20 protein-coding genes are annotated in these 19,341 nt (G+C 63.4%); 14 read left to right on the top strand and 6 right to left on the bottom strand.

The features are described from left to right. Window positions 1-59 precede the first annotated feature (59 nt). From P6U23_RS17375 to P6U23_RS17360, 4 genes are all read left to right on the top strand, one after another. On the top strand, window positions 60-1,799 hold the full coding sequence (locus tag P6U23_RS17375) for an ATP-binding protein (protein ID WP_407181497.1): 1,740 nt from the start codon (window positions 60-62) through the stop codon (window positions 1,797-1,799). Between the two features lie 237 nt (window positions 1,800-2,036). After that, window positions 2,037-2,990: a molybdopterin-dependent oxidoreductase gene (locus P6U23_RS17370; protein ID WP_407180923.1), complete on the top strand. Its 954-nt coding sequence runs from the start codon at window positions 2,037-2,039 to the stop codon at window positions 2,988-2,990. 88 nt (window positions 2,991-3,078) lie between these two features. Continuing rightward, a complete protein-coding gene (locus tag P6U23_RS17365; RefSeq protein ID WP_407180922.1) occupies window positions 3,079-4,461 on the top strand; it encodes a rhodanese-like domain-containing protein in 1,383 nt (460 codons plus the stop codon). A gap of 93 nt (window positions 4,462-4,554) precedes the next feature. Then, the gene (locus P6U23_RS17360; RefSeq protein WP_407180921.1) at window positions 4,555-5,133 is read left to right on the top strand and encodes a peroxidase-related enzyme; all 579 of its coding nucleotides are present in this window, start codon (window positions 4,555-4,557) and stop codon (window positions 5,131-5,133) included. Window positions 5,134-5,136: 3 nt separating this feature from the next. On the opposite strand, the gene P6U23_RS17355 is transcribed toward P6U23_RS17360, so the two are convergent. The 4 genes from P6U23_RS17355 to P6U23_RS17340 all read right to left on the bottom strand — a co-directional run bounded on the left by P6U23_RS17355 (window position 5,137) and on the right by P6U23_RS17340 (window position 9,233). Further along, entirely contained in the window at window positions 5,137-6,177 is a 1,041-nt protein-coding gene (locus P6U23_RS17355) for an MBL fold metallo-hydrolase (RefSeq protein ID WP_407180920.1), read from the bottom strand. A gap of 145 nt (window positions 6,178-6,322) precedes the next feature. Then, window positions 6,323-7,345, bottom strand: coding sequence for an SIS domain-containing protein (locus P6U23_RS17350; protein ID WP_407180919.1), 1,023 nt, complete (start codon window positions 7,343-7,345; stop codon window positions 6,323-6,325). Between the two features lie 42 nt (window positions 7,346-7,387). After that, window positions 7,388-8,284 carry an N-acetylmuramic acid 6-phosphate etherase gene (locus P6U23_RS17345; RefSeq protein WP_407180918.1) on the bottom strand — a complete coding sequence of 299 codons (897 nt, stop codon included), beginning with the start codon at window positions 8,282-8,284 and terminating at the stop codon, window positions 7,388-7,390. A gap of 16 nt (window positions 8,285-8,300) precedes the next feature. Further along, window positions 8,301-9,233, bottom strand: a complete 933-nt coding sequence (locus P6U23_RS17340; RefSeq protein WP_407180917.1) for a BadF/BadG/BcrA/BcrD ATPase family protein — start codon at window positions 9,231-9,233, stop codon at window positions 8,301-8,303. 132 nt (window positions 9,234-9,365) lie between these two features. Between P6U23_RS17340 and nagA the strand changes: the two genes are divergently transcribed. The 6 genes from nagA (at window position 9,366) to P6U23_RS17310 (ending at window position 15,306) form a co-directional block, all read left to right on the top strand. Further along, window positions 9,366-10,526: an N-acetylglucosamine-6-phosphate deacetylase gene (nagA, locus tag P6U23_RS17335; protein ID WP_407180916.1), complete on the top strand. Its 1,161-nt coding sequence runs from the start codon at window positions 9,366-9,368 to the stop codon at window positions 10,524-10,526. Between the two features lie 31 nt (window positions 10,527-10,557). Then, a complete protein-coding gene (locus P6U23_RS17330; protein ID WP_407180915.1) occupies window positions 10,558-10,920 on the top strand; it encodes a VOC family protein in 363 nt (120 codons plus the stop codon). Between the two features lie 207 nt (window positions 10,921-11,127). Beyond that, complete coding sequence (locus P6U23_RS17325; RefSeq protein ID WP_407180914.1) at window positions 11,128-12,249, top strand: ABC transporter ATP-binding protein; 1,122 nt, start codon at window positions 11,128-11,130, stop codon at window positions 12,247-12,249. After that, a complete protein-coding gene (locus P6U23_RS17320) occupies window positions 12,246-13,532 on the top strand; it encodes an ABC transporter substrate-binding protein (protein ID WP_407180913.1) in 1,287 nt (428 codons plus the stop codon). Before P6U23_RS17325 ends, P6U23_RS17320 begins: the two co-directional genes overlap by 4 nt. 58 nt (window positions 13,533-13,590) lie before the next feature. Then, window positions 13,591-14,478: a carbohydrate ABC transporter permease gene (locus tag P6U23_RS17315; protein ID WP_407180912.1), complete on the top strand. Its 888-nt coding sequence runs from the start codon at window positions 13,591-13,593 to the stop codon at window positions 14,476-14,478. A 15-nt stretch (window positions 14,479-14,493) separates the two neighbouring features. After that, complete coding sequence (locus tag P6U23_RS17310; protein ID WP_407180911.1) at window positions 14,494-15,306, top strand: carbohydrate ABC transporter permease; 813 nt, start codon at window positions 14,494-14,496, stop codon at window positions 15,304-15,306. Here P6U23_RS17310 and P6U23_RS17305 read toward each other — a convergent pair whose 3' ends face one another. Both P6U23_RS17305 and P6U23_RS17300 read right to left on the bottom strand, forming a co-directional pair. Beyond that, complete coding sequence (locus tag P6U23_RS17305) at window positions 15,307-15,933, bottom strand: ParB-like protein (protein ID WP_024510766.1); 627 nt, start codon at window positions 15,931-15,933, stop codon at window positions 15,307-15,309. Window positions 15,934-16,018: 85 nt separating this feature from the next. Beyond that, a complete protein-coding gene (locus tag P6U23_RS17300; protein ID WP_407180910.1) occupies window positions 16,019-16,636 on the bottom strand; it encodes a hypothetical protein in 618 nt (205 codons plus the stop codon). A 110-nt stretch (window positions 16,637-16,746) separates the two neighbouring features. Between P6U23_RS17300 and P6U23_RS17295 the strand changes: the two genes are divergently transcribed. From P6U23_RS17295 to P6U23_RS17280, 4 genes are all read left to right on the top strand, one after another. Further along, on the top strand, window positions 16,747-17,091 hold the full coding sequence (locus P6U23_RS17295) for a hypothetical protein (RefSeq protein WP_407180909.1): 345 nt from the start codon (window positions 16,747-16,749) through the stop codon (window positions 17,089-17,091). 209 nt (window positions 17,092-17,300) lie between these two features. Next, window positions 17,301-17,588: an acyl carrier protein gene (locus tag P6U23_RS17290; RefSeq protein WP_024510763.1), complete on the top strand. Its 288-nt coding sequence runs from the start codon at window positions 17,301-17,303 to the stop codon at window positions 17,586-17,588. Window positions 17,589-17,598: 10 nt separating this feature from the next. After that, the gene (locus tag P6U23_RS17285; protein ID WP_407181496.1) at window positions 17,599-18,069 is read left to right on the top strand and encodes a 3-hydroxyacyl-ACP dehydratase FabZ family protein; all 471 of its coding nucleotides are present in this window, start codon (window positions 17,599-17,601) and stop codon (window positions 18,067-18,069) included. Continuing rightward, window positions 18,066-19,274 carry a beta-ketoacyl-ACP synthase gene (locus P6U23_RS17280; protein ID WP_407180908.1) on the top strand — a complete coding sequence of 403 codons (1,209 nt, stop codon included), beginning with the start codon at window positions 18,066-18,068 and terminating at the stop codon, window positions 19,272-19,274. Before P6U23_RS17285 ends, P6U23_RS17280 begins: the two co-directional genes overlap by 4 nt. Window positions 19,275-19,341 lie beyond the last annotated feature (67 nt).

The raw sequence follows: 19,341 nt of genomic DNA, 5'->3' as shown, positions 1-19,341 counted from the left end.
CGGCGCCCGGCATAGTCGTGGTCCCACCTCTTCTCAAGGACATACCGGGTTCGATTGCCGTGACATCTCTTGGACGTGTGATTTCGGTGCGCGGCTCCTTCGCCCGGGTCGGCATATTGACCGCCAGCCAAATGCCGCCTGGCGAAGTGCGGGCAACCGTCGGCCGCTTCGTCAGCCTGCGGTCCGGCTCATCGACCATCGTCGCCATGATCACCGACGTTTCTTGCGAGGACCTGCCGATCTCCGACGCCTATATCGCGACCGCCGGCGTCGACCTCTTGGGCGAAATTCTTTCCGGCGATCGCCCCAAATTCCAGCGCGGCGTCACCAATTACCCGACCATTGGCGATGCGGTCGAACTGATCAGCGCAGAGGAGCTCCGCACGATCTACGCGCCGACCGGCTCGGACCAGATCAATGTCGGCACCTTGCAGCAGGACCGCTCGGTCATCGCCTATGTCGATGTCGAGGAGATGCTCTCCAAGCACTTCGCGGTGCTCGGCTCGACCGGCGTCGGCAAGTCGACCGGCGTGTCGCTGCTGCTCAATGAAATTCTGCTCGCGCGGCCAAATCTGCGCATCTTCCTTCTCGACGTGCACAACGAATACGGCCGCTGCTTCGGCAGCCGCTCCCTGGTGCTCAACCCGCGCAACCTGAAGCTGCCGTTCTGGCTGTTCAATTTTGAGGAAATCGTCGACGTGCTGTTCGGCGGCCGCCCCGGCGTGCCGGAGGAGCTCGACATCCTCGCGGAAGTGATCCCGCAGGCGAAAGCCATCTATACGCAGTATCAGAACAGCGATCGGCTGGGCCTGAAGCGCACCGATCCCAAGGGGGTCGGCTACACCGTCGACACGCCGGTGCCGTACCGCCTGGTCGATCTCATCTCGCTGATCGACGAGCGGATGGGCAAGCTCGAGAACCGCTCCTCGCGCATCATCTATCACAAGCTGATCTCGCGCATCGAGACCGTGCGCAACGATCCGCGCTACGGCTTCATGTTCGACAATGCCAATGTCGGCGGCGACACCATGGCGGAAGTCATCAGCCATCTGTTCCGTCTGCCGGCCAACGGCAAGCCGATGACGGTGATGCAGCTCGCCGGCTTCCCCGCCGAGGTCGTGGACTCCGTGGTGTCGGTGCTCTGCCGGATGGCGTTCGACTTCGGTCTCTGGAGCGACGGGGTCTCACCGATGCTGTTCGTCTGCGAGGAAGCTCACCGCTATGCCTCCGCCGACCGCAACATCGGGTTTGGGCCCACCCGAAAAGCCATCTCGCGGATCGCCAAGGAGGGACGCAAATACGGCGTCTATCTGGGGCTGGTGACGCAGCGGCCGGCCGAGCTCGATGCCACCATCATCTCTCAGTGCAACACGCTGTTTTCGATGCGTCTTGCCAACGAGCGCGACCAGGCGCTGATGCGCTCCGCGGTGTCGGACGCCGCCGCCAATCTGCTGTCGTTTGTGCCTTCGCTCGGCACCCGCGAGGTGCTGGCCTTCGGCGAAGGCGTGGCGCTGCCGACGCGGCTCCGCTTCAAGGAGGTGCCGCCGCATCAATTGCCGCGCAGCGAGGCCACCATCGCGACCGTGCCTTCGGTCGTCGCCGGGCACGACACGCATTTCGTCAGCGCGGTTCTGGAACGTTGGCGCGGCGCCACCTCCAATCGCGACGCGCCCAGCGATCCCGGTTTCGCGGAACGCCCCGTCGCGCGCTCGCTGTCCGCGGCGGAGGCGCCATTGCTGCAGCCCTCGATGGGGCTGGATCCCGAGCGCTTCTCGCTTCTGAAAAAGCCGCTGCGCTGATTCAGCGACCAGGCGAAGCGCTCAATCCGACGGCCGCTTGAAACCCCGCGCCGCCGCGCACGTTGCCTCGTCGTAAGCATTGCAGCCGAGGTGTCGGACATGGCGAAGCCGATCGCGCATGGTTCGCGGCTGATCGTCCGCAGGCAGGAGCCGCTGAACGCCGAGCCTCCGCTGGATCTCTTGATCTCGTCGTTCGTGACACCCGCGGAGGCATTCTACATCCGCACTCATGGGACGATGCCGGAGCTCGATGCTTCAAAACACCGCGTTCGGGTTTGCGGTCTCGTCTCACGGGAGCTGGAACTGGGGCTCGAAGACCTCCGCCGCGACTTCGAACCGCATGTTATCACCGCAACGCTCGAATGCGCGGGAAACCGGCGCGACGAATTGAGCTTTGTGGACGAGGTGGAGGGAACGGCCTGGCAACAGGGCGCGATCGGCACCGCGGTTTGGCGCGGCACCAGGCTTGCAGACGTTCTGCGGCAGGCAGGCTGCAATGGCGACGACCTGCATGTGGCGTTTGAGGGAGCCGACGAGGTTCAGAAAGAAGGCAAGCGTATCAACTTTGGCGGTTCAATTCCGCTATCCAAGGCGAAAAGTCCGGACGTGCTGCTCGCGTACGAGATGAACGGGACGGCTCTCGCCAGGGAGCATGGCTACCCGATCAGGCTCGTGGTCCCCGGCTACATCGGCGCGCGCAGCGTCAAGTGGCTGCAGACGATCTCGGTTCAGGACGAGCCGTCGTCCAACTTCTTTCAACAGAAAGCGTACAAGCTGCTCCCCGACGACATGGATCAATCGAATCTCGACTGGCATGCCGGACTCATGCTGGGGGAGTTGCCGGTCAATTCCGTGATATGCATCCCAAGCGATCAGTCGCGCTTGGCGTCGCGCGATGTAAACGTCAGCGGCTACGCCATCAGCAGCGGCGGCCGTTCGATCGACCGGGTGGAAGTGTCCGGAGACGGTGGACGAGGCTGGAAGATCGCGGAGCTGAAAAGCTCGCAGCGCTGGAGCTGGACGATCTGGCATGTGGAGCTCGAACTGCCGCCGGGTGAGCATGAAATCGTCGTCCGCGCCTGGGACAGCGCCGCGCAAACCCAGCCGGCGCGCCTGGAAGATGTCTGGAACTTCAAGGGATATGTCAACAACGCCTGGCATAAGACCAAGGTGACCGTCGCCGGTCCCTGAACGTGAACGTTTACAGCAAGCCTTGTTCCTGCCAGGCGACAGAAGAACCTCCTGACCACCCACGCGTTTTTGCGCCAGGAGGCGTTGGATGGGACTGGTTCTGGAACGCATTCAAACCGGCGGATTGGCCCAACTGTCCTACGTGATCGGCGACGATGCCGCAGGCGTTGGCGCCGTTATCGATCCGCGGCGGGACGTGGACGTGTATCTGTCGACCTTGAGGGACCGGCGGCTACGTCTTGCCCATATCATCGAAACGCATATCCACGCCGATTTTGTTTCCGGAGCCCATGAACTGAGCGCTCGCACGGGCGCCGACATCGCCGGCGGCGATGGCGATTACGCGTTCAAGCTACGCCGGCTCCACGAGGGCGACCGGATCGGCCTCGGCGGCGCAAGCCTGCACGTCCTGCATACGCCCGGCCACACGCCCGAACATGTCAGCCTGCTCGCATTCGACAGCAACCAGGGCGACCAGGCCTTTGGTGTCTTCACCGGCGACACGCTGTTCAACATGGACGTAGGTCGGCCCGACCTTGTGGGGCATGGAACAGAGAAGAAGCTGGCCGCCGATCTCTACCACTCGCTGTTTCACAAGCTGCTTCCGCTCGGCGACCGGATCGAGGTGTTTCCGTGCCATGGTGCCGGATCCGCTTGCGGAAAGTCCATTGGCGACCGCCTGCAGAGCACCATCGGAAACGAGCGTCTGTTCAATCCCGCGCTTCAGGATCGCTCGCAGTCGGCGTTCGTGGCCTGGCTCTTGAGCGGAATGCCGGAGCCGCCGGCTCATTATGCCCGGCTGAAGAACCTCAATGCGGCGGGCGCGCCGATCCGGGGCGGAGTGCCGCCGGTCCCGCCGCTGCCACCGGCGGAGTTGCAGCGGCGGCAGACAGGAGGAACAACGATTCTCGACTGCCGCTCCATCCTGGCGTTCGGGGGCGGCCACATTCCAGGTGCACTCAACGTGGCGCTGCGACCGGAATTCCCCACCTGGGCGGGCCGTGTACTCGATCCTGAAATAGGGGTTGCGGTGGTGGTCGAGGATGTCCACGACCTGGAGGCCGTGGCGGCTCATCTCTTCCGCATCGGGATCGACAAGGTCGAGGGCTATCTGCACGACGGCATGACGAGCTGGCAAAATGCCGGTCTTGCTCTCGCGCGCACCCCACAATGGACCGTGCACGAACTGGACGCGCGCCGGCGCGACGCCGACGTGCTCGTCCTCGACGTTCGCACCGAGGAGGAGTGGCAGCGCGGTCATGTGCCGGGCGCCCGGCACATCTTCGTGCCACATCTGGCGCGGCAAGCCGACAAGCTTGCTCGCGACAAATGTATCGTGACCTATTGCGGCACCGGATATCGCGCCTCCATCGCGGCAAGCCTGTTGCAGCGACATGGCTTCGCACACGTGGCCAATGTGCCGGGATCGTGGACGGCTTGGAGAGCCGCCGGCCTGCCGGTTGAAAATTGAAGCGCAGGCGCGAAGCGATCCGGTTGCGCCGACGGCGCGATCGATTATGGTTTCGCGCAACGCCTTCGCACGACCTGACCCGGAATCCCGTCCATGACCCAGCCGCTCGCAAAACGCTTTCCCGTGCCGCCGATCGACAAATTGCCGGAGGACATTCGCACCCGCCTGCTCGCCGTGCAGGAAAAGTCCGGTTTCATTCCGAACGTGTTCCTGACGCTTGCCTACCGGCCCGACGAGTTCCGCGCCTTCTTTGCCTATCACGACACGCTGATGGACAAGGAAAGCGGGCTCACCAAGGCCGAGCGTGAGATGATCGTGGTCGCGACATCCGCCGCCAACCAGTGCCAGTATTGCGTGATCGCCCACGGCGCGATCTTGCGCATTCGCGCCAAGAACCCGCTGATCGCGGATCAGATCGCCGTCAATTACCGGAAAGCCGACATCACGCCGCGCCAGAAGGCGATGCTCGATTTTGCGATGAAGGTTGCGCTGGAGGCGTATGTGGTGTCGGCCGCGGATTTTGTGGCGCTCTCCGGCCACGGCTTTTCCGACGACGACATCTGGGACATCACGGCGATCGCCGCCTTCTTCGCTCTGTCCAACCGCCTGGCAAACGTCACGGGCATGCGGCCCAACGACGAGTTCTATTTGATGGGCCGCGTGCCGAAATAGGGTTCAGAGATTTCCGCCCAACCGCGCCTGTTGCGCCCGCGTGACGCCAAAAGGATCTTCGCGAGCGGCCAGTTTGCGATAGGTGGCGAGGTCATCTTGCGCAGGCCCCTCGCCGCGCCTCACGTCAGAGCCCGCAGTTGCTCCGAGCGGAATTGACGTACCGAGCCCGGCGTACAGATAGTTCTTGCCAAAAGCCTGCCTCAGGGCCGCGAAGGTCGGCTCGCCCGTGCAGTGCCCTGGTGCAATGGTTTCGACCTTGAAGCGCTCCTTGAGTGCGTCCACGACTTTTGCGATCACATCGTCAGGTGCAACGACCAAATGGAAGCCGCCGACGATCAGGTGAATTTTCGGATTGATGACGGCAGCCGCCTCCACTATCCGCTCGATTCCGGGATGCGAACAGCCAACTACAAGAATCATCCCGTCAGACGTGTTGACGGCAAGCGAGAGTTCCTTGAGCTCCTTCGTCCCGGGCGCATCGGACACCAGCGCCAGCAAGGTAATGCCGGGCGCGATTTCGGTCGTCTGATCGATCAGTTCAAAGTGAGCGTTGGGCCATGCGGAGCCGAATTTCATGATCTCCGGCGGCTTGCCGCCGTAATACCGCATATCTGGTGGCAGTGACTCGTCCTTGCGGTAGAAGCTGGACGGCAGCGACGAGCCATAAATGCCAAACCCTTCCTTCGGAGCATAGATCTTGACGGTCGGATTGACGCTCAGGACATGGCTCAAGCCCGCCATGTGGTCGGAATGCCGGTGCGAAAGAACGACGAAGTCGAGCTTGGTGAGGTCGACGCCTTTCGCCTTGACATTCGCCGCGAAGATTTCGGCGTTGTCGCCGGCGTCGAACAGTATGCGCTTTCCCGCGATTTCCACCAGGGCCGAGAAGCCCCAGTCCTTGGTCATCGTGGCGTCGGTGCCAAACGCATCGTAGAGGATCGTGATTTGGTTGCCGGGTTCGGCCGCGGCGCTCGCGACCGGAGTTGACGCGGCTAATATGCCTGCAAATGCCGCTGCAGCGAAAACGCTCCCTATCGGTTTCATGGAAATTCCTCCTGTGTCTGCAATTGAGCTGGACGGAGGCAGCAGCGCGCAACTTCCTCCAGGAGAAAGGGTCTCGCAAGCCGACAATTTGGGCGGTCGCGTTGAACCCGTTCACCGGTCTGCAGACTAAGGACGCCCGAGCCGTTCAGAACGTCTCCGTCACCTTGGAAAGCTGCGGCGGACGATCCGGGTCGAAGCCCCAGGCGCGCGCGGTGCGTTCGATCAAGCGGTAGGCCGGAACGAGCATGGTGATGGCGTCGGTTGCGGGATCATCGTCGCCGAGCCAAGGCAACGTGCTCTTGCGGCCACCGCACAGATGCAACGCCGCCCCGCTTTCGGAGAGGTCGGCCGCAACCTGATCCACCGTGGCAGCCGTCTCATCCATCAAACGCATCAGAATGACAGGCGTTTTCGTGGAGACGGCGGCACGCGGGCCGTGTTGCAGCTCGGCGGCACTGAAGCCGAGCGCCGGTAGCCGCAGGATCTCCCCGAGCTTGAGTGCGATTTCCCGCGCCGAGCCGAGGCCCAGCCCGCGCGAGGCGACAAACACGGCGGAGGCTCGGACGAGATCATCCGATATCTTGGACCAATCGAGCGTCGCCGCGCGGAAAAGCCGCTCCGGCAAGCGGTCGAGGGCCGACCTGAGATCCGCATCGTCAGCCAGCTCGGAGATGAGCTCGGCCCCTGCGGCCATCGAGCCGACCACCGTCTTGGTGGCGGCGACGGAGTGCTCGGGCCCGGCTTCGATCGGAATGACGAATTCAGCGGCATCCGCGACCGGCGACGGCACGGTATTGACGATGGCGATGGTCCGCGCGCCCGAAGCGCGCGCGGACTGCGTCGCGGCGACCAGATCGGGGCTGCGTCCCGACTGCGAGATCACGATGAACAACGCGTCGCGTAGCGTCAGCGGCTTGCGAAAGGCGGTGATCACGGAGGGAGCGCTGGCCGATACCGGCAAATGCAGCCGCGTTTCGATCAGGTAGCGCAGAAACACGCCGGCGTGGCCGGAGCTGCCGCGGCCGCATAGTACGGCAAGGGGCGCGGTGCCGATATCCAGGCATTTTGCGATCTTGGCAATGTCATCGCGGTTGCCCACGATCCGCGAAACGACGTCCGCGCTTTCACAGGTCTCGCGCGCCATCGCGGAGGAAGCGGCATCAGCCATGGCTAATGGGCTCCATGTTTTCTGCGCGGCCAGAACGCCGCATCACCCGCCGCGGCCGTCGGCGAGGTCGGCAAACACGCGCCGAAGATTGCCCTTGTGGCTCGCGAGAATGCTTTCGGCTTCCGCCTTGTCGTAGCCGAGCACGACCAGCGCGGCCATCTTGATGTCGCCCTCGACCTGATCGAGCGCTTTTGCCGCCTGCGCCTCGCTGCAACCGGCGATGCGGGCGACCATGATCTCGGCGCGACGTTTGAGTTTCGCGTTGGTAGGCGGCATGTTGACCATCATGCCGCGATAGACGCGGCCCAGGCGCAGCATGATGCCGGTGGATATCAGGTTGAGCACGACCTTTTGCGCAGTGCCCGCCTTCATCCGCGTCGAGCCGGCAATCAGCTCGCGTCCGGTCTCCACCAGGACCGGATAGTTTGCGGACGTAAGCAGCGCCGTGCCGGGATTGTTGGCAAGGCCGATGGTGACGGCGCGGTAGCTGCCGGCCTGCTGCAGCGCTGCCACCGTGAACGGCGTCGTGCCCGAGGCCGAAACGGCAATGACCACGTCATGCGGCGAAAGCGCTGCCGCATCGACCTGCTTGACGGCATCGGCGACATCGTCCTCCGCGCCCTCGACGCTGGTGGCCAATGCACTCTCGCCGCCGGCGATGATGAAGCGAAGCCGCTCGCGCGGCCAGGCGAACGTTGGCGTCAGCTCGGCGCCGTCCTGCACCGCCACCCGGCCCGAGGTGCCGGCGCCGACATACACCAGGCGTCCGCGATCCCCCAGCGCCTCATGGGCTGCATGTGTCGCGGCGGTCATGGCGGGCAGCGCGTGCCCGATCGCCGCGACGGCGGCGAGTTGGCCCTCCCACATCGCGTCCATTGCGGAAGCGAGCGACCAGGCATCGAGGTCCGCAAAGCGAGGATCGACGTCTTCTGTGGCCATGCGCGATCCGCTCCTATCAGAGATTTGGAACCGGGCAGCCGGAAACCGCCGTGCGTTCAGAGGCATTCTCAGCCTCGCCCAAGCCCCGGCGCGCCACCAGCAGCGCGCCCGAAACACCATCGCCATCAGGACATTTGAGGCGGTCGCGCAGATCCGGCGTCAACCACGGCGTGATCGGCTCGGACAGCCCGCCGACCAGCGACAGCCGCTCAATGCCCTTTCGCAAGAACATGTCGAGGAGATCGCCGATCGCGTCCGCCGCCCGTTCGACGATGCGCCGGCCGATCGGATCGCCCTGGCCGGCGTGGCGCAGCACCATCGGCGCGAAGGTCGCATAATCCGTCGCGGTCGCCTGTTCGGACCAGGCCACGGCCTGGCTGGGGTCGTGGTCGAAGGCGCCGAGCACTTCGGCAAGCAGCGGCGAAAGCTCGCCGCGCGCGTCGGCAGCGAGGAGCGCGAGCCTGATAGCCTGCAGCCCGATATCGGCCCCGCTGCCTTCGTCCGAGATGGGGAAGCCGTAGCCGCCGAAGCGGAGCTCGCGTCCCCCCATCAGCCCGACACCGATCGATCCGGTCCCGGCGACAACGATGGCGCCGTCGGCCCCGCTGTGGGCACCGAGACAGGCGGCGATACCATCACTAATGAAGCGGACGGACGCGAACGGGTGGATAATCTCCTTCAAGGCCGCTTCGGCCCCGCGACGTCCGAGGCCCGCCAGGCCGATGCCTGCGTACATTCGCGCAAAATCCTCGCGCAGCAATCCCGCCTGGCCGGCTGCGGCTTCGCTGGCGCGCATGATCGAGCGCCAGGCGTTATCGATGCCAAGCCGCGTCGTGGCCGGTCCCGACACGCCTTCGCCCAACACCGCGCCATCTTCATCCTCGATGCGGGCGCGGCAGCGGCTGCCTCCGCCATCAATCCCTAGGTACAGCGCACCACTCGTCATCATGCCGTTCCAACGCAGGAACCTGGTTCCGGGTCCATGGGCACCGCCGGCAGAGCTCAGTTCAAATCTTACCTGGCGGGTTCAGTCGATATAGGGTTTACGGGCAGCGATTTAACCGTGGCGCGGACGAACATCATGGACCATTCCCATGCTCCCACAACCTTCACGATTGCCACGCCGCAACTCTTCGACGGAGCGGCGCTGCGAGGACCGGCGCTGGTCACCATCTCCGACGGACGAATCGAGGATGTCAGATTCGCAACTCAGTCGCCGCCCGACGCCATCACGCTGCCAGCCGACGCGATCCTGGCGCCGGGATTTATCGATGTCCAGGTCAACGGGGGCGGCGGCGTTCTCCTCAATGACGAGCCGACCGCGGCCGGGGTGCGCCGTATCGTCGAAGCTCACCGTAAGGCAGGAACGACGGGGTGTCTGCCGACGCTGATCACCGATCGCATTGATGTGATGGAGCGTCTCGCCGCCGTTGCGCCCGCCGCATCGCAGATCCCCGGCGTGCTCGGCTTTCATCTGGAAGGCCCCGCGATCAACAAGGTACGCAAGGGCATTCATCTGGAATCCGAGGTTCGGGTGCTTGATGCGCGCGACCTTGCCGCGATGAAGCGATTTGGCAATTGCGGGCGCTCGCTTGTGACGCTGGCACCGGAATGCGTGCCGCAGCCGCTGATTGATGAGCTCGTCGCCGCCGGATTGCGGGTTTCGGCAGGGCATACTGACGCAGCGGCAAGCCAGCTCAGGCTGGCTGCCGATCATGGGGTCACTGGTATCACCCATTTGTTCAACGCGATGTCGCAGCTCACGGCGCGGGCGCCGGGCGTGGTCGGCGCCGCGCTCGATGACGACAGGCTGTTTGCCGGGATCATTTGCGACGGCCTTCACGTCGAACCCGCAAGCTTGCGCATCGCGCTCCGCTGCAAGGGGCGTGATCGGCTGATGCTGGTTACCGACGCGATGCCGTTGGTCGGCACGGATGAGCAGAAATTCCTGCTGCAAGGCCGGGAGATAACGCTTGAACGAGATCGCCTGACGGGTCCCGATGGCACGCTCGCCGGCGCCCATCTGACCATGATCGATGCCGTGCGCAACGCCGTCGCACTGCTCGGCGTTGGAATTGACGACGCGCTGATCATGGCCTCGCGCACGCCGGCCACCTTCCTGGGCCTCGCATCCGAGCTTGGCTCGATTGCCCCCGGCTACCGCGCCGACCTCGTCGCCCTCAATAGCAGGTTTGAGGTCGTCGAAACCTGGATCGGCGGCCGGTCGGCGCTATTGGCGTAAGGCCATTTCAGCTTGTCCAGGAGGTCTTGTGATGATCGAAGGGATCAGCGCAGTCACGCTCGCTACCCACGATATGCGACATGCAGTAGAATTCTACCGCTCGCTCGGTTTCAAGATGCGATACGGCGGCGAAGCGGCTTCATTCACCAGCTTTCGGGCGGGCCCGGGCTATCTCAACCTGATTGCCCAGCCTGAGCAACGGCAGTGGTGCTGGTGGGGGCGCATCATTTTCTACGTGGCCGACGTTGATGCACTTTACGATCGCGCATTGGCGGCCGGATGCCAGCCCACGACCACGCCGTGCGATGCCCCCTGGGGCGAGCGCTACTTTCACCTGACCGATCCGGATGGCCACGAGCTCAGTTTCGCACGGCCCTTATCACCTGCGGCATAGGGCTGCAGGCGGATCGAGTCGATCCAGACCGGGATCAGAGCTCCGGTGTAGAGTCGAAAGATCTCTGCTAGATTTTGCAGACGGGTTGGCCGGCATGCTCTTGTCGCGCTGCTCGTTCTGTGAGGAGTGAGGCCGAGCGTCACATAACATTCATACGCCATTTTTATTTGGAAGCGCCGACGTTTGTCGGGCTATTGGATTCAAATCATGGTCAGCGTCGACGTCCGATCGGTGAGCAAGGCGTGGGGCGACACGCTCGCGGTCAATGACGTCTCTTTCGCCGTCAACGAGGGCGAACTCGTCGTCCTGCTCGGACCGTCCGGTTGCGGTAAATCGACCATGCTGCGCCTGATCGCGGGGCTCGATGAGCCGACGGCAGGAGCGATTGCGATCGAGGGCCGCGATGTCCGCGGCCTGACCGGCGCCGCGCGCGGCGTTGCCATGGTGTTTCAATCCTACGCCCTGTTTCCGCATTTGACGGTGGCCGATAACATCACTTTCGGCCTCTCGGTGCGCGGCATTGCACGGGCGCAGATGGCACAGCGGCTCGAGAAGATCGCAGGCCTGCTCGGGCTGGAAGCGTTGCTCAAGCGCAAGCCGGCGCAATTGTCCGGCGGGCAGCAGCAACGTGTCGCGCTCGGCCGCGCCCTGATCGCCGAAGCGCCGGTCTGCCTGCTCGACGAGCCGCTCTCAAACCTCGACGCACAGCTCCGGCAAGATCTGCGCCGCGAGATCCGCGCGCTTCAGCAGCGCCTCAGCATTACCATGATCTATGTGACGCACGATCAGACCGAAGCCATGAGCATGGCCGACCGCGTCATCCTGATGCGCGGCGGCCGGATCGAGCAGAACGGCCGCCCCGCAGACCTCTACGAATGTCCGGCGAGCTTGTTCACCGCCCGCTTCATCGGCGGGGCGCCCATGAATTTCCTCGATCTCGATGACGGGCCGCATGGCGCTGTGATCGCAGGGACGACGGGACCTGCGTTGTTCACGGCATCGGGGCGCGGCCGCGTGCTGGGTTTGCGGCCGGAGGACGTGACCGTGGACAGCGTGAGCGGACGCAGCCGGCTTCATGCGACTGTCACCGCGGTCGAATATCTCGGCGCCGAGGCCCTTGTCACCTGCATGCTCGGAGAGCGCGCGCTACTGGCCCGCACACGGGGCGATAGCGCTCCACCCGTCGGCGCCGCAGTCGGCCTCGTCTGGGACGCCGCGGCGGGTCATCTGTTCGACGCCACAAGCGGGAGACGCCTCAGCGAAACCGGCGCCGGATCACTGTCGCCACAGTTACACACCGTTTCCAATCAGGGAAGCATTCGCGCATGAACAGATTTGCCCGGCTTACAGTTGCTGCAACACTGGCGGCCAGTTTTCTTGGCGGAACGGCCGCGTCCGCGACGGAGATCACGTTCTATTATCCGATCGCGGTCGGCGGCCCGATCACCAAGGTCGTGGACGGCTATGCCGCCGAATGCACCAAGGCGCATCCGGATATCACCGTGAAGCCGGTCTATACCGGCAGCTATCAGGACTCCATTGTGAAGGCGATGACCGCGGCCAAGGCCGGCAACGCGCCTGATGTCGCCGTGCTCTTGTCCACCGACATGTTCACCCTGATCGACGATGATCTGATCGAGCCCTATGACGCGATCGTCAAATCGGACGGCGATCAGGCCTGGATCAAGTCGTTCTATCCCGCCTTCATGGAGAACAGCCAGGCCGAGGGTCACACCTGGGGCATTCCGTTCCAGCGCTCCACCATCGTGCAATACTGGAACAAGGACGCGTTCAAGGCCGCGGGCCTCGACCCCGAAAAGCCGCCGACCACCTGGGACGAGATGGTCGCGTTCGGCAAGAAGCTGACCAAGCGCGATGCCTCCGGCGCGGTCACCCAATGGGGCCTGGAAATTCCCTCCTCCGGATTTCCCTATTGGCTGTTTCAGGCGCTGACGACCCAGAACGGCGCCATCCTCGCCAATCAGGCCGGCACCAAGGTCGCCTATAACGATCCCAAGGTGGTCGAGGCCGCGCAATTCTTCGCCGACCTCAGCCAGAAATACGAGGTCATGCCGAAGGGCATCATCGACTGGGGCACGACGCCGAAGGACTTCTTCGAAGGCAAGACCGCGATGATGTGGACCACCACGGGCAACCTGACCAACGTTCGCAACAATGCCAAATTCGCCTTCGGCGTCGCGGCGATGCCCTCGAAGGTGCGCGGCGGCTCGCCAACGGGCGGCGGCAACATCTACATCTTCAAGAACAGCGATAAGGCCAAGGTGGCGGCGGCGCTGGAGTTCGCCCGCTTCCTGTCGACGCCGGAGCGCGCGGCCGACTGGGGCATCGCCACCGGCTACGTCGCGACCCGCCCCGACGCCTGGGAGACCGAGGCCATGAAGAAATACGCTGCGGATTTCCCGCCGGCGGTGGTTGCACGTGACCAGCTCAAGGATGCCGTCGCCGAACTGTCGACACATGATAACCAGCGCGTCACCAAGGCGCTCAATGATGCCTTGCAGGCGATCCTGACCGGCGCCAAGCCGGCGCAAGCGGCGCTCGACGAGGCGCAGGCGGAAGCCAACCGCATCCTCGCCAGCTATCAGCACTAACAAACGCAGCCGGCCGGTCGCCCTCATTCTAGCGACCGGCCGGCTTCCTCTCGCAGCGATGGAACGCACCAAACCGCGACTCAATATTCACGTGCAAGGCTGGCTCCTGGCGTTGCCGGCCGTCGTCCTGCTGGCGACGTTCACGCATGTGCCTGCGGTCGCGACCATCATCGATAGCTTCTTCTCGACCCCACATGGGCGACGTCCGGCCGTCTTTATCGGTCTCGACCAGTACCGCACCATGCTGGCCGATCCGATCTTCTGGCTGGCGCTCAAGAACAACCTGCTCTATGCGCTGATCACCGTGCCGATCGCGATTGGGCTGGCGCTGGCGATGGCGCTCTGGGTGAACGGCCGGATCGCGGGCCGCGCCGCGCTGCGGCTCGCCTTCTTCACCCCAACCATTCTGCCGATGGTCGCGGCCGCCAATATCTGGCTGTTTTTCTACACGCCCGATTATGGCCTGCTCAACCAGATCGGCCGATTGTTTGGATTTGCCAGCGTCAATTGGCTCGGCAGCTCCACGACCGCCCTGCCCGCGCTGATGGCGGTGACGATCTGGAAGGAGGCCGGCTTCTTCATGATCTTCTTCCTCGCGGCCCTGCAGCAGGTCCCGCCGGTGCTTTATGAGGCCGCGCGGATGGAGAATGCGAGCCACTGGCTCACGTTTCGCCGCATCACCTGGCCGCTTATCATGCCGACGACGCTGTTTGTGGCCATCAATGCCCTGATCAACGCGTTTCGCGTGGTCGATCAGGTGATCGCGATGACCGGCGGCGGACCGAACAACGCGACCACACTCTTGCTGTTCTATGTTTACCAGGTCGCGTTCAGCTTCTGGGACACCGCCTATGCGGCCGCGCTTTCGACCGTGCTCCTGTCGGTGCTCGCGATCATCGCGATTGTGCAGTTCTTCATGCTCGACCGCAAGATTCACTATCGCTGACGAGATTTGCAGCCCATGTCCGGCCGCCTGACAAAACTCATCTCGACGATTGCGGTCTGGCTTTTCGCGCTCGTTTGGGCCTTGCCGCTCCTCTACGGCATCTGGGCCGCATTTCATCCATCCGCATTCGCGACCAATTTCGATCTCTTTGCGCCGCTGACATGGAAGAATTTCGAGCGCGCCTGGACTGCCGCGCCGTTTGCCCGCTATTTCCTCAACACCGTACTGCTCGTGCTCGGCATCATGACGGCGCAATTCGTGATTTGCACGCTGGCGGCCTTTGGACTGTCGCGCTGGAAGTTCTTCGGCGCCGAGCTCCTGTTCGCGCTGATCCTGATACAGTTGATGGTGACGCCCGACGTGCTGATCCTGGAGAACTACCGCACGCTGCAGAAGCTCAATCTGATCGACACGCTGACGGGTGTCGGGCTTCCTTACGTCGCCTCGGCGTTCGGCATTTTCCTGCTGCGACAGAACTTCAAGTCGATCCCGAAGGAACTCGACGATGCCGCGCGCGTGGAAGGCGCAAGCACGCTGCAGACGATCTGGCGCGTCTATCTGCCGCTCGCCCGCCCCGTCTACGTGGCCTACGGCCTCGTCTCGGTCAGCTACCACTGGAATAACTTCCTGTGGCCGCTGATCGTGACTAATTCGGTCGAGACCCGTCCCTTAACGGTCGGCTTGCAGGTGTTCGCCTCCGTCGATCAGGGCATCGACTGGTCGGTGATCTGTGCCGCCGCGCTGATGACGTCCGCGCCCCTGATGATCGCCTTCCTGTTCTTCCAACGCGCCTTCATCCAGAGCTTCCTGCGCGCCGGCATCCGTTGATCAATCGTCTCCGGCCGGTCCGCACCAACCCGGCAAATAGATCGCGTCGTGGCTCTTCGCGGCCTGCAGCGCCTTTTCCATCGCGTGATCAAAATCCTGTTCGATCAGCTTGCGCGGCACATGGCGCCGCAAGAAATCCGCCCACAAAAATTCGGAAAATGGCGTGGTATCCTTGGCAAAGCCGCCGGCCCGACGCAACTCGCCGGCGAGACTGCGGAACGGATCGTCCTTTAGATCACCGATCGATTTCGGCAGATCCTTGAAATGCCGCCGTTCGCCCTTGGCGTCGTATGGATAGACCCATCGCTTGTTGTCCATCACGCCCCAGAAGGCGTCCTTTTCCACCATCCTCAAATCGCCGATCACGGTCACCAGAATGTCCTTGATCCCTTCATCGTGCAGGGCGCGCGCCAGATGGTGATGGTCGACCACGTAGTATCGCTCGTCCGGTCCGAACACCACCGGGATCATGTGCTTGCCGATCATCTCCTGCTGCTTCTTTGCGGATTTCTGCTCGCGGAAGCGCTTGCGCTTTTCTTTGACCTCACGCATGCCAACCGTCATCTGCGTTGGACGCAGCGACAGAATAGGGATCGGATGGACTCTGGGCTCGCGCGTGCTGTGCATGACTCTACCTCTGTGCCTGCTTCACGAAATGGCTTTTTTGAAAATGCAGTGATTATGACATGATGGCGGGCGCAAGGCCAAGACGTCAGGACGGCCCTGCAGCTTGTGAGAGATACGCGAATAGCGGTGAACGGCCGCAGCGAACGTAGAGTAAGGCCGGACATTCATCGCCACCATCGAGCTCTTTACCGGCATCCTCTCGATGTCGTCCATCACCGGCTTGATCGTCGCCCGCTTCTCCCCGCCGAGCGCGCGGCTGTTGTTCGCCAGAAGTCCGGTGATTTCGAATCATGAGGGCATGCCGATCCTGATCGATCCGCTTCGCAACGAACGTCACAACACCATCGGCAATGCCACCGCGCGGCGATAGATGCTTAAGAACGTCGTCACCGCCGAGGGCCAGCCGCTTCGGCGCCTCGAGGAGCTGCCGCTCTTGCGCAATGAGAGCCCTGCGCTTGCCCTGAGCTGGACGCTCGTCACGCGCTCGACAAGAACTGTCCGCTTTACGTGTGAGTGCCGAGGATCTCAAGGCCACCGATGCGTCGCTGCCGGTGATGGTGTCGCGCGACGATGTGTTGCGGCGCAAACCGTCCACGCGCGAAAGCCTTGCGAGCATCACGCCATCCGCTTCGGTCATCGCTATGTCGATGTCCTTGGCGTCACGGAGGATGGGCGGGTCCGCATCGGCTGCGGCCGGTTCCATGGTACTTTCGAAGCCTGGTTCACCTGATTTGACGCGTCGCTCGCAACATTTTTTGTCAGCGGCGCGGCGCACGTGCTAAATAGCTGGCTAGATTTTAGGAGCCGGAAGCCGTGAAGACCCAGCGGCCGATCCCAGCAGATGACGAGCACCGCGTGCTCCAATTCCGGCCGCGCAGCGCGCTGCACTCGCCCCAGTTGCGTAACTCGCCGGTGGCCGTCCAGCCGCGGCACCAGGACAACCCGCCCGAGCCGCTGGACCTGTCGCGCTACGAACGGCCGCGGCCCCAACCCGACGATTTCCGCCATCGCATGCTCGCCAACATCGCGGCCTTTGCCTTTACCGTGGCGCTGACCGCGGTCGGCATCTGGCTTGCGATGAGCATCGCCGATCTGCGCAAAACCCAGGATTGCGTGCTGATGGGACGCCACGACTGCATCCGCATTTCCCCCAAGTAAGACGAGCCAGCCGCCGACCGAGGGCCGAAACAGCCCCAAATTTCAACAGATCGGGCCCTTTCCGCCTCCATTGAACTAACGGCGGCGCTCCGATATACGGGCTCTCGACTCCCGGTCGGCAGGTGAGTACAGGGCCCTTTAGGCGCGGATCGCCCGCCCGCCCGCCGCGCCGCTCCAGAAATTATACCCACGATATCAAAGGCTTAGTGATGTCCTCAACATTCGATCAGGTCGCCACGATCATCGCCGAAACCTGCGACATCCCGCGCGACACGATCACGCCTGACAGCCACGCCATCGACGATCTGGGCATCGACAGCCTCGATTTTCTTGACATCGCGTTCGCCATCGACAAGGCGTTCGGGATCAAGCTGCCGTTGGAGAAATGGACCCAGGAAGTCAACGACGGCAAGGCAACGACCGAGCAGTATTTTGTGTTGAAAAACCTGTGTGCGCGGATCGACGAGCTCGTCGCCGCCAAGAATGCGGGTGCCTAGCCGCGGCGCCATGCAGCTCGAATATTTCCAGCTCATCGATCGCATTCTCGACCTCAATCTGGACGAGAAGACGATCACGGTCGAAGCCCAGGTTCCCAAACAGAGCACTATCTTCGAGGGGCACTTCCCGGGCTATCCGATCATGCCCGGCGTGCTTCTGATCGAATCGATGGCGCAGACCTCCGGCTGGCTTCTGCTCGCGCTGTTCAAGTTCGAGCGCATGCCGTTCCTGGCAGCCGTCAAGGAAGCCAAGATGCGCGGCTTCGTGCCGCCCGGCGAATTGCTCACGATCGAGGCGAGCTTGGTGCACGAGGGTTCGGGCTACGCGATCACGGATGCCAAGATCAAAGTCGGCGGCAAACTCAGGTGCAATTCCACGATCACCTTCAGCCACGTCCCCTTCCCCAATCCGGATTTGCGCGGGCACATGGATGCCGTGGCTAAGCGGATCGGCTTTCCCCAACAGGCCCTCCAATCATGACTGAAAGCAACTCCGCGAAGTCGGGACCAGCGGAAGTCTGGATTACCGGCATCGGCCTCGCCACCTCGCTTGGCGAGGGGTTGGATGCCAATTGGCAGGCCTTGCAGGAGCGGCGCGTCAACGTCGATGAAAAGACGTTCGCGCCTTATGTCGTTCACCCCTTCGCGCCGGTCAATTTCGACAGCCAGATCCCGAAAAAGGGCGATCAGCGGCAGATGGAGGCCTGGCAGCGCATCGGGACCTATGCCGCCGGGCTGGCGCTGGACTCCGCGGGCGTGAAGGGCAACAAGGAGATCCTCTCCCGGATGGACATGATCGTGGCTGCCGGCGGCGGCGAGCGCGATCTCGCGGTCGATGAGGGCATTCTCACCGCCCAGGCCAAGGGCAACGTCGCGCCCAACTTTCTCAACGAACGGCTGATGGGCGATTTGCGACCGACGCTGTTCCTGGCGCAACTGTCCAACCTGCTCGCGGGCAACATCGCGATCGTCCACGGCGTCACCGGGACGTCGCGGACTTTCATGGGCGAAGAGACCGCCGCGGTCGATGCAGCGCGCATTGCGTTGGCCCGTATCGTCGACGGCCAGAGCGACATTGCGCTGATCGGCGGCGCGCAGAACGGCGAACGCAAGGACCTGCTCGTCCTGTACGAGTTCGGCGGCTTCAATCTGAAGGAGCAGTTTGCGCCGATCTGGACACGAACGGGGCATCCCGGTTTCGCGCTGGGCTCTGCCGGCGCATTCGTGGTTCTGGAGTCCAAGGCGCATGCGCAGGCGCGCGGCGCAAAGCCGTTTGCTCGCCTGACCAGCGTCCTCGGTGATCATGCCCGCCGCAAGGAGCCCGGCCAGATCACCCAGTCGCTGGAAGCGTTGTGGTCGAAGCTGAACGTGACTAGCGACAACGCCGCTGTCATTACCGGCGCGACCGGCGCCGAGCCCGCGACGTCCGAGGAGCGCGCGTTCCTCGCGGCGCATCCCGGCCACGCCATTCGGGCGACCGGAACGGCTTTTGGCCACACGATGGAGGCGCAATTCCCGATCGGGCTTGCACTGGCGGCGCTGTCGATCTCGCGCGGGGCGCTGTTTCCACCTAACGATTCCAGCGGCTTTGAGATTGAAATGTCGACGCCGCCGACCCAGATTGTAGTGGTTGGGACCGGCCACTGGCGAGGCGAAGGCATGGCCTTGGTCGAAGCGATCAGCTAGAGCGGACTCGGAGAGCTGGGTGGCAGTTCTCCGAGAAGATCGATCATACGGCGCTGGCGGGGGATAC

This window comes from Bradyrhizobium sp. STM 3562 (genome assembly GCF_045571435.1).
Classification (GTDB): Bacteria; Pseudomonadota; Alphaproteobacteria; order Rhizobiales; family Xanthobacteraceae; genus Bradyrhizobium.
This window is presented reverse-complemented; position numbering and strand designations above follow the sequence as displayed.

Coding starts and splice junctions, on each gene's coding strand:
- P6U23_RS17370 (WP_407180923.1), top strand. CDS start 2,037: ATGCCGGAGCTCGATGCTTCAAAACACCGCGTTCGGGTTTGCGGTCTC.
- P6U23_RS17365 (WP_407180922.1), top strand. CDS start 3,079: ATGGGACTGGTTCTGGAACGCATTCAAACCGGCGGATTGGCCCAACTG.
- P6U23_RS17360 (WP_407180921.1), top strand. CDS start 4,555: ATGACCCAGCCGCTCGCAAAACGCTTTCCCGTGCCGCCGATCGACAAA.
- P6U23_RS17355 (WP_407180920.1), bottom strand. CDS start 6,177: ATGAAACCGATAGGGAGCGTTTTCGCTGCAGCGGCATTTGCAGGCATA.
- P6U23_RS17350 (WP_407180919.1), bottom strand. CDS start 7,345: ATGGCTGATGCCGCTTCCTCCGCGATGGCGCGCGAGACCTGTGAAAGC.
- P6U23_RS17345 (WP_407180918.1), bottom strand. CDS start 8,284: ATGGCCACAGAAGACGTCGATCCTCGCTTTGCGGACCTCGATGCCTGG.
- P6U23_RS17340 (WP_407180917.1), bottom strand. CDS start 9,233: ATGATGACGAGTGGTGCGCTGTACCTAGGGATTGATGGCGGAGGCAGC.
- nagA (WP_407180916.1), top strand. CDS start 9,366: ATGGACCATTCCCATGCTCCCACAACCTTCACGATTGCCACGCCGCAA.
- P6U23_RS17330 (WP_407180915.1), top strand. CDS start 10,558: ATGATCGAAGGGATCAGCGCAGTCACGCTCGCTACCCACGATATGCGA.
- P6U23_RS17325 (WP_407180914.1), top strand. CDS start 11,128: ATGGTCAGCGTCGACGTCCGATCGGTGAGCAAGGCGTGGGGCGACACG.
- P6U23_RS17320 (WP_407180913.1), top strand. CDS start 12,246: ATGAACAGATTTGCCCGGCTTACAGTTGCTGCAACACTGGCGGCCAGT.
- P6U23_RS17315 (WP_407180912.1), top strand. CDS start 13,591: ATGGAACGCACCAAACCGCGACTCAATATTCACGTGCAAGGCTGGCTC.
- P6U23_RS17310 (WP_407180911.1), top strand. CDS start 14,494: ATGTCCGGCCGCCTGACAAAACTCATCTCGACGATTGCGGTCTGGCTT.
- P6U23_RS17305 (WP_024510766.1), bottom strand. CDS start 15,933: ATGCACAGCACGCGCGAGCCCAGAGTCCATCCGATCCCTATTCTGTCG.
- P6U23_RS17300 (WP_407180910.1), bottom strand. CDS start 16,636: ATGGAACCGGCCGCAGCCGATGCGGACCCGCCCATCCTCCGTGACGCC.
- P6U23_RS17290 (WP_024510763.1), top strand. CDS start 17,301: ATGTCCTCAACATTCGATCAGGTCGCCACGATCATCGCCGAAACCTGC.
- P6U23_RS17285 (WP_407181496.1), top strand. CDS start 17,599: ATGCAGCTCGAATATTTCCAGCTCATCGATCGCATTCTCGACCTCAAT.
- P6U23_RS17280 (WP_407180908.1), top strand. CDS start 18,066: ATGACTGAAAGCAACTCCGCGAAGTCGGGACCAGCGGAAGTCTGGATT.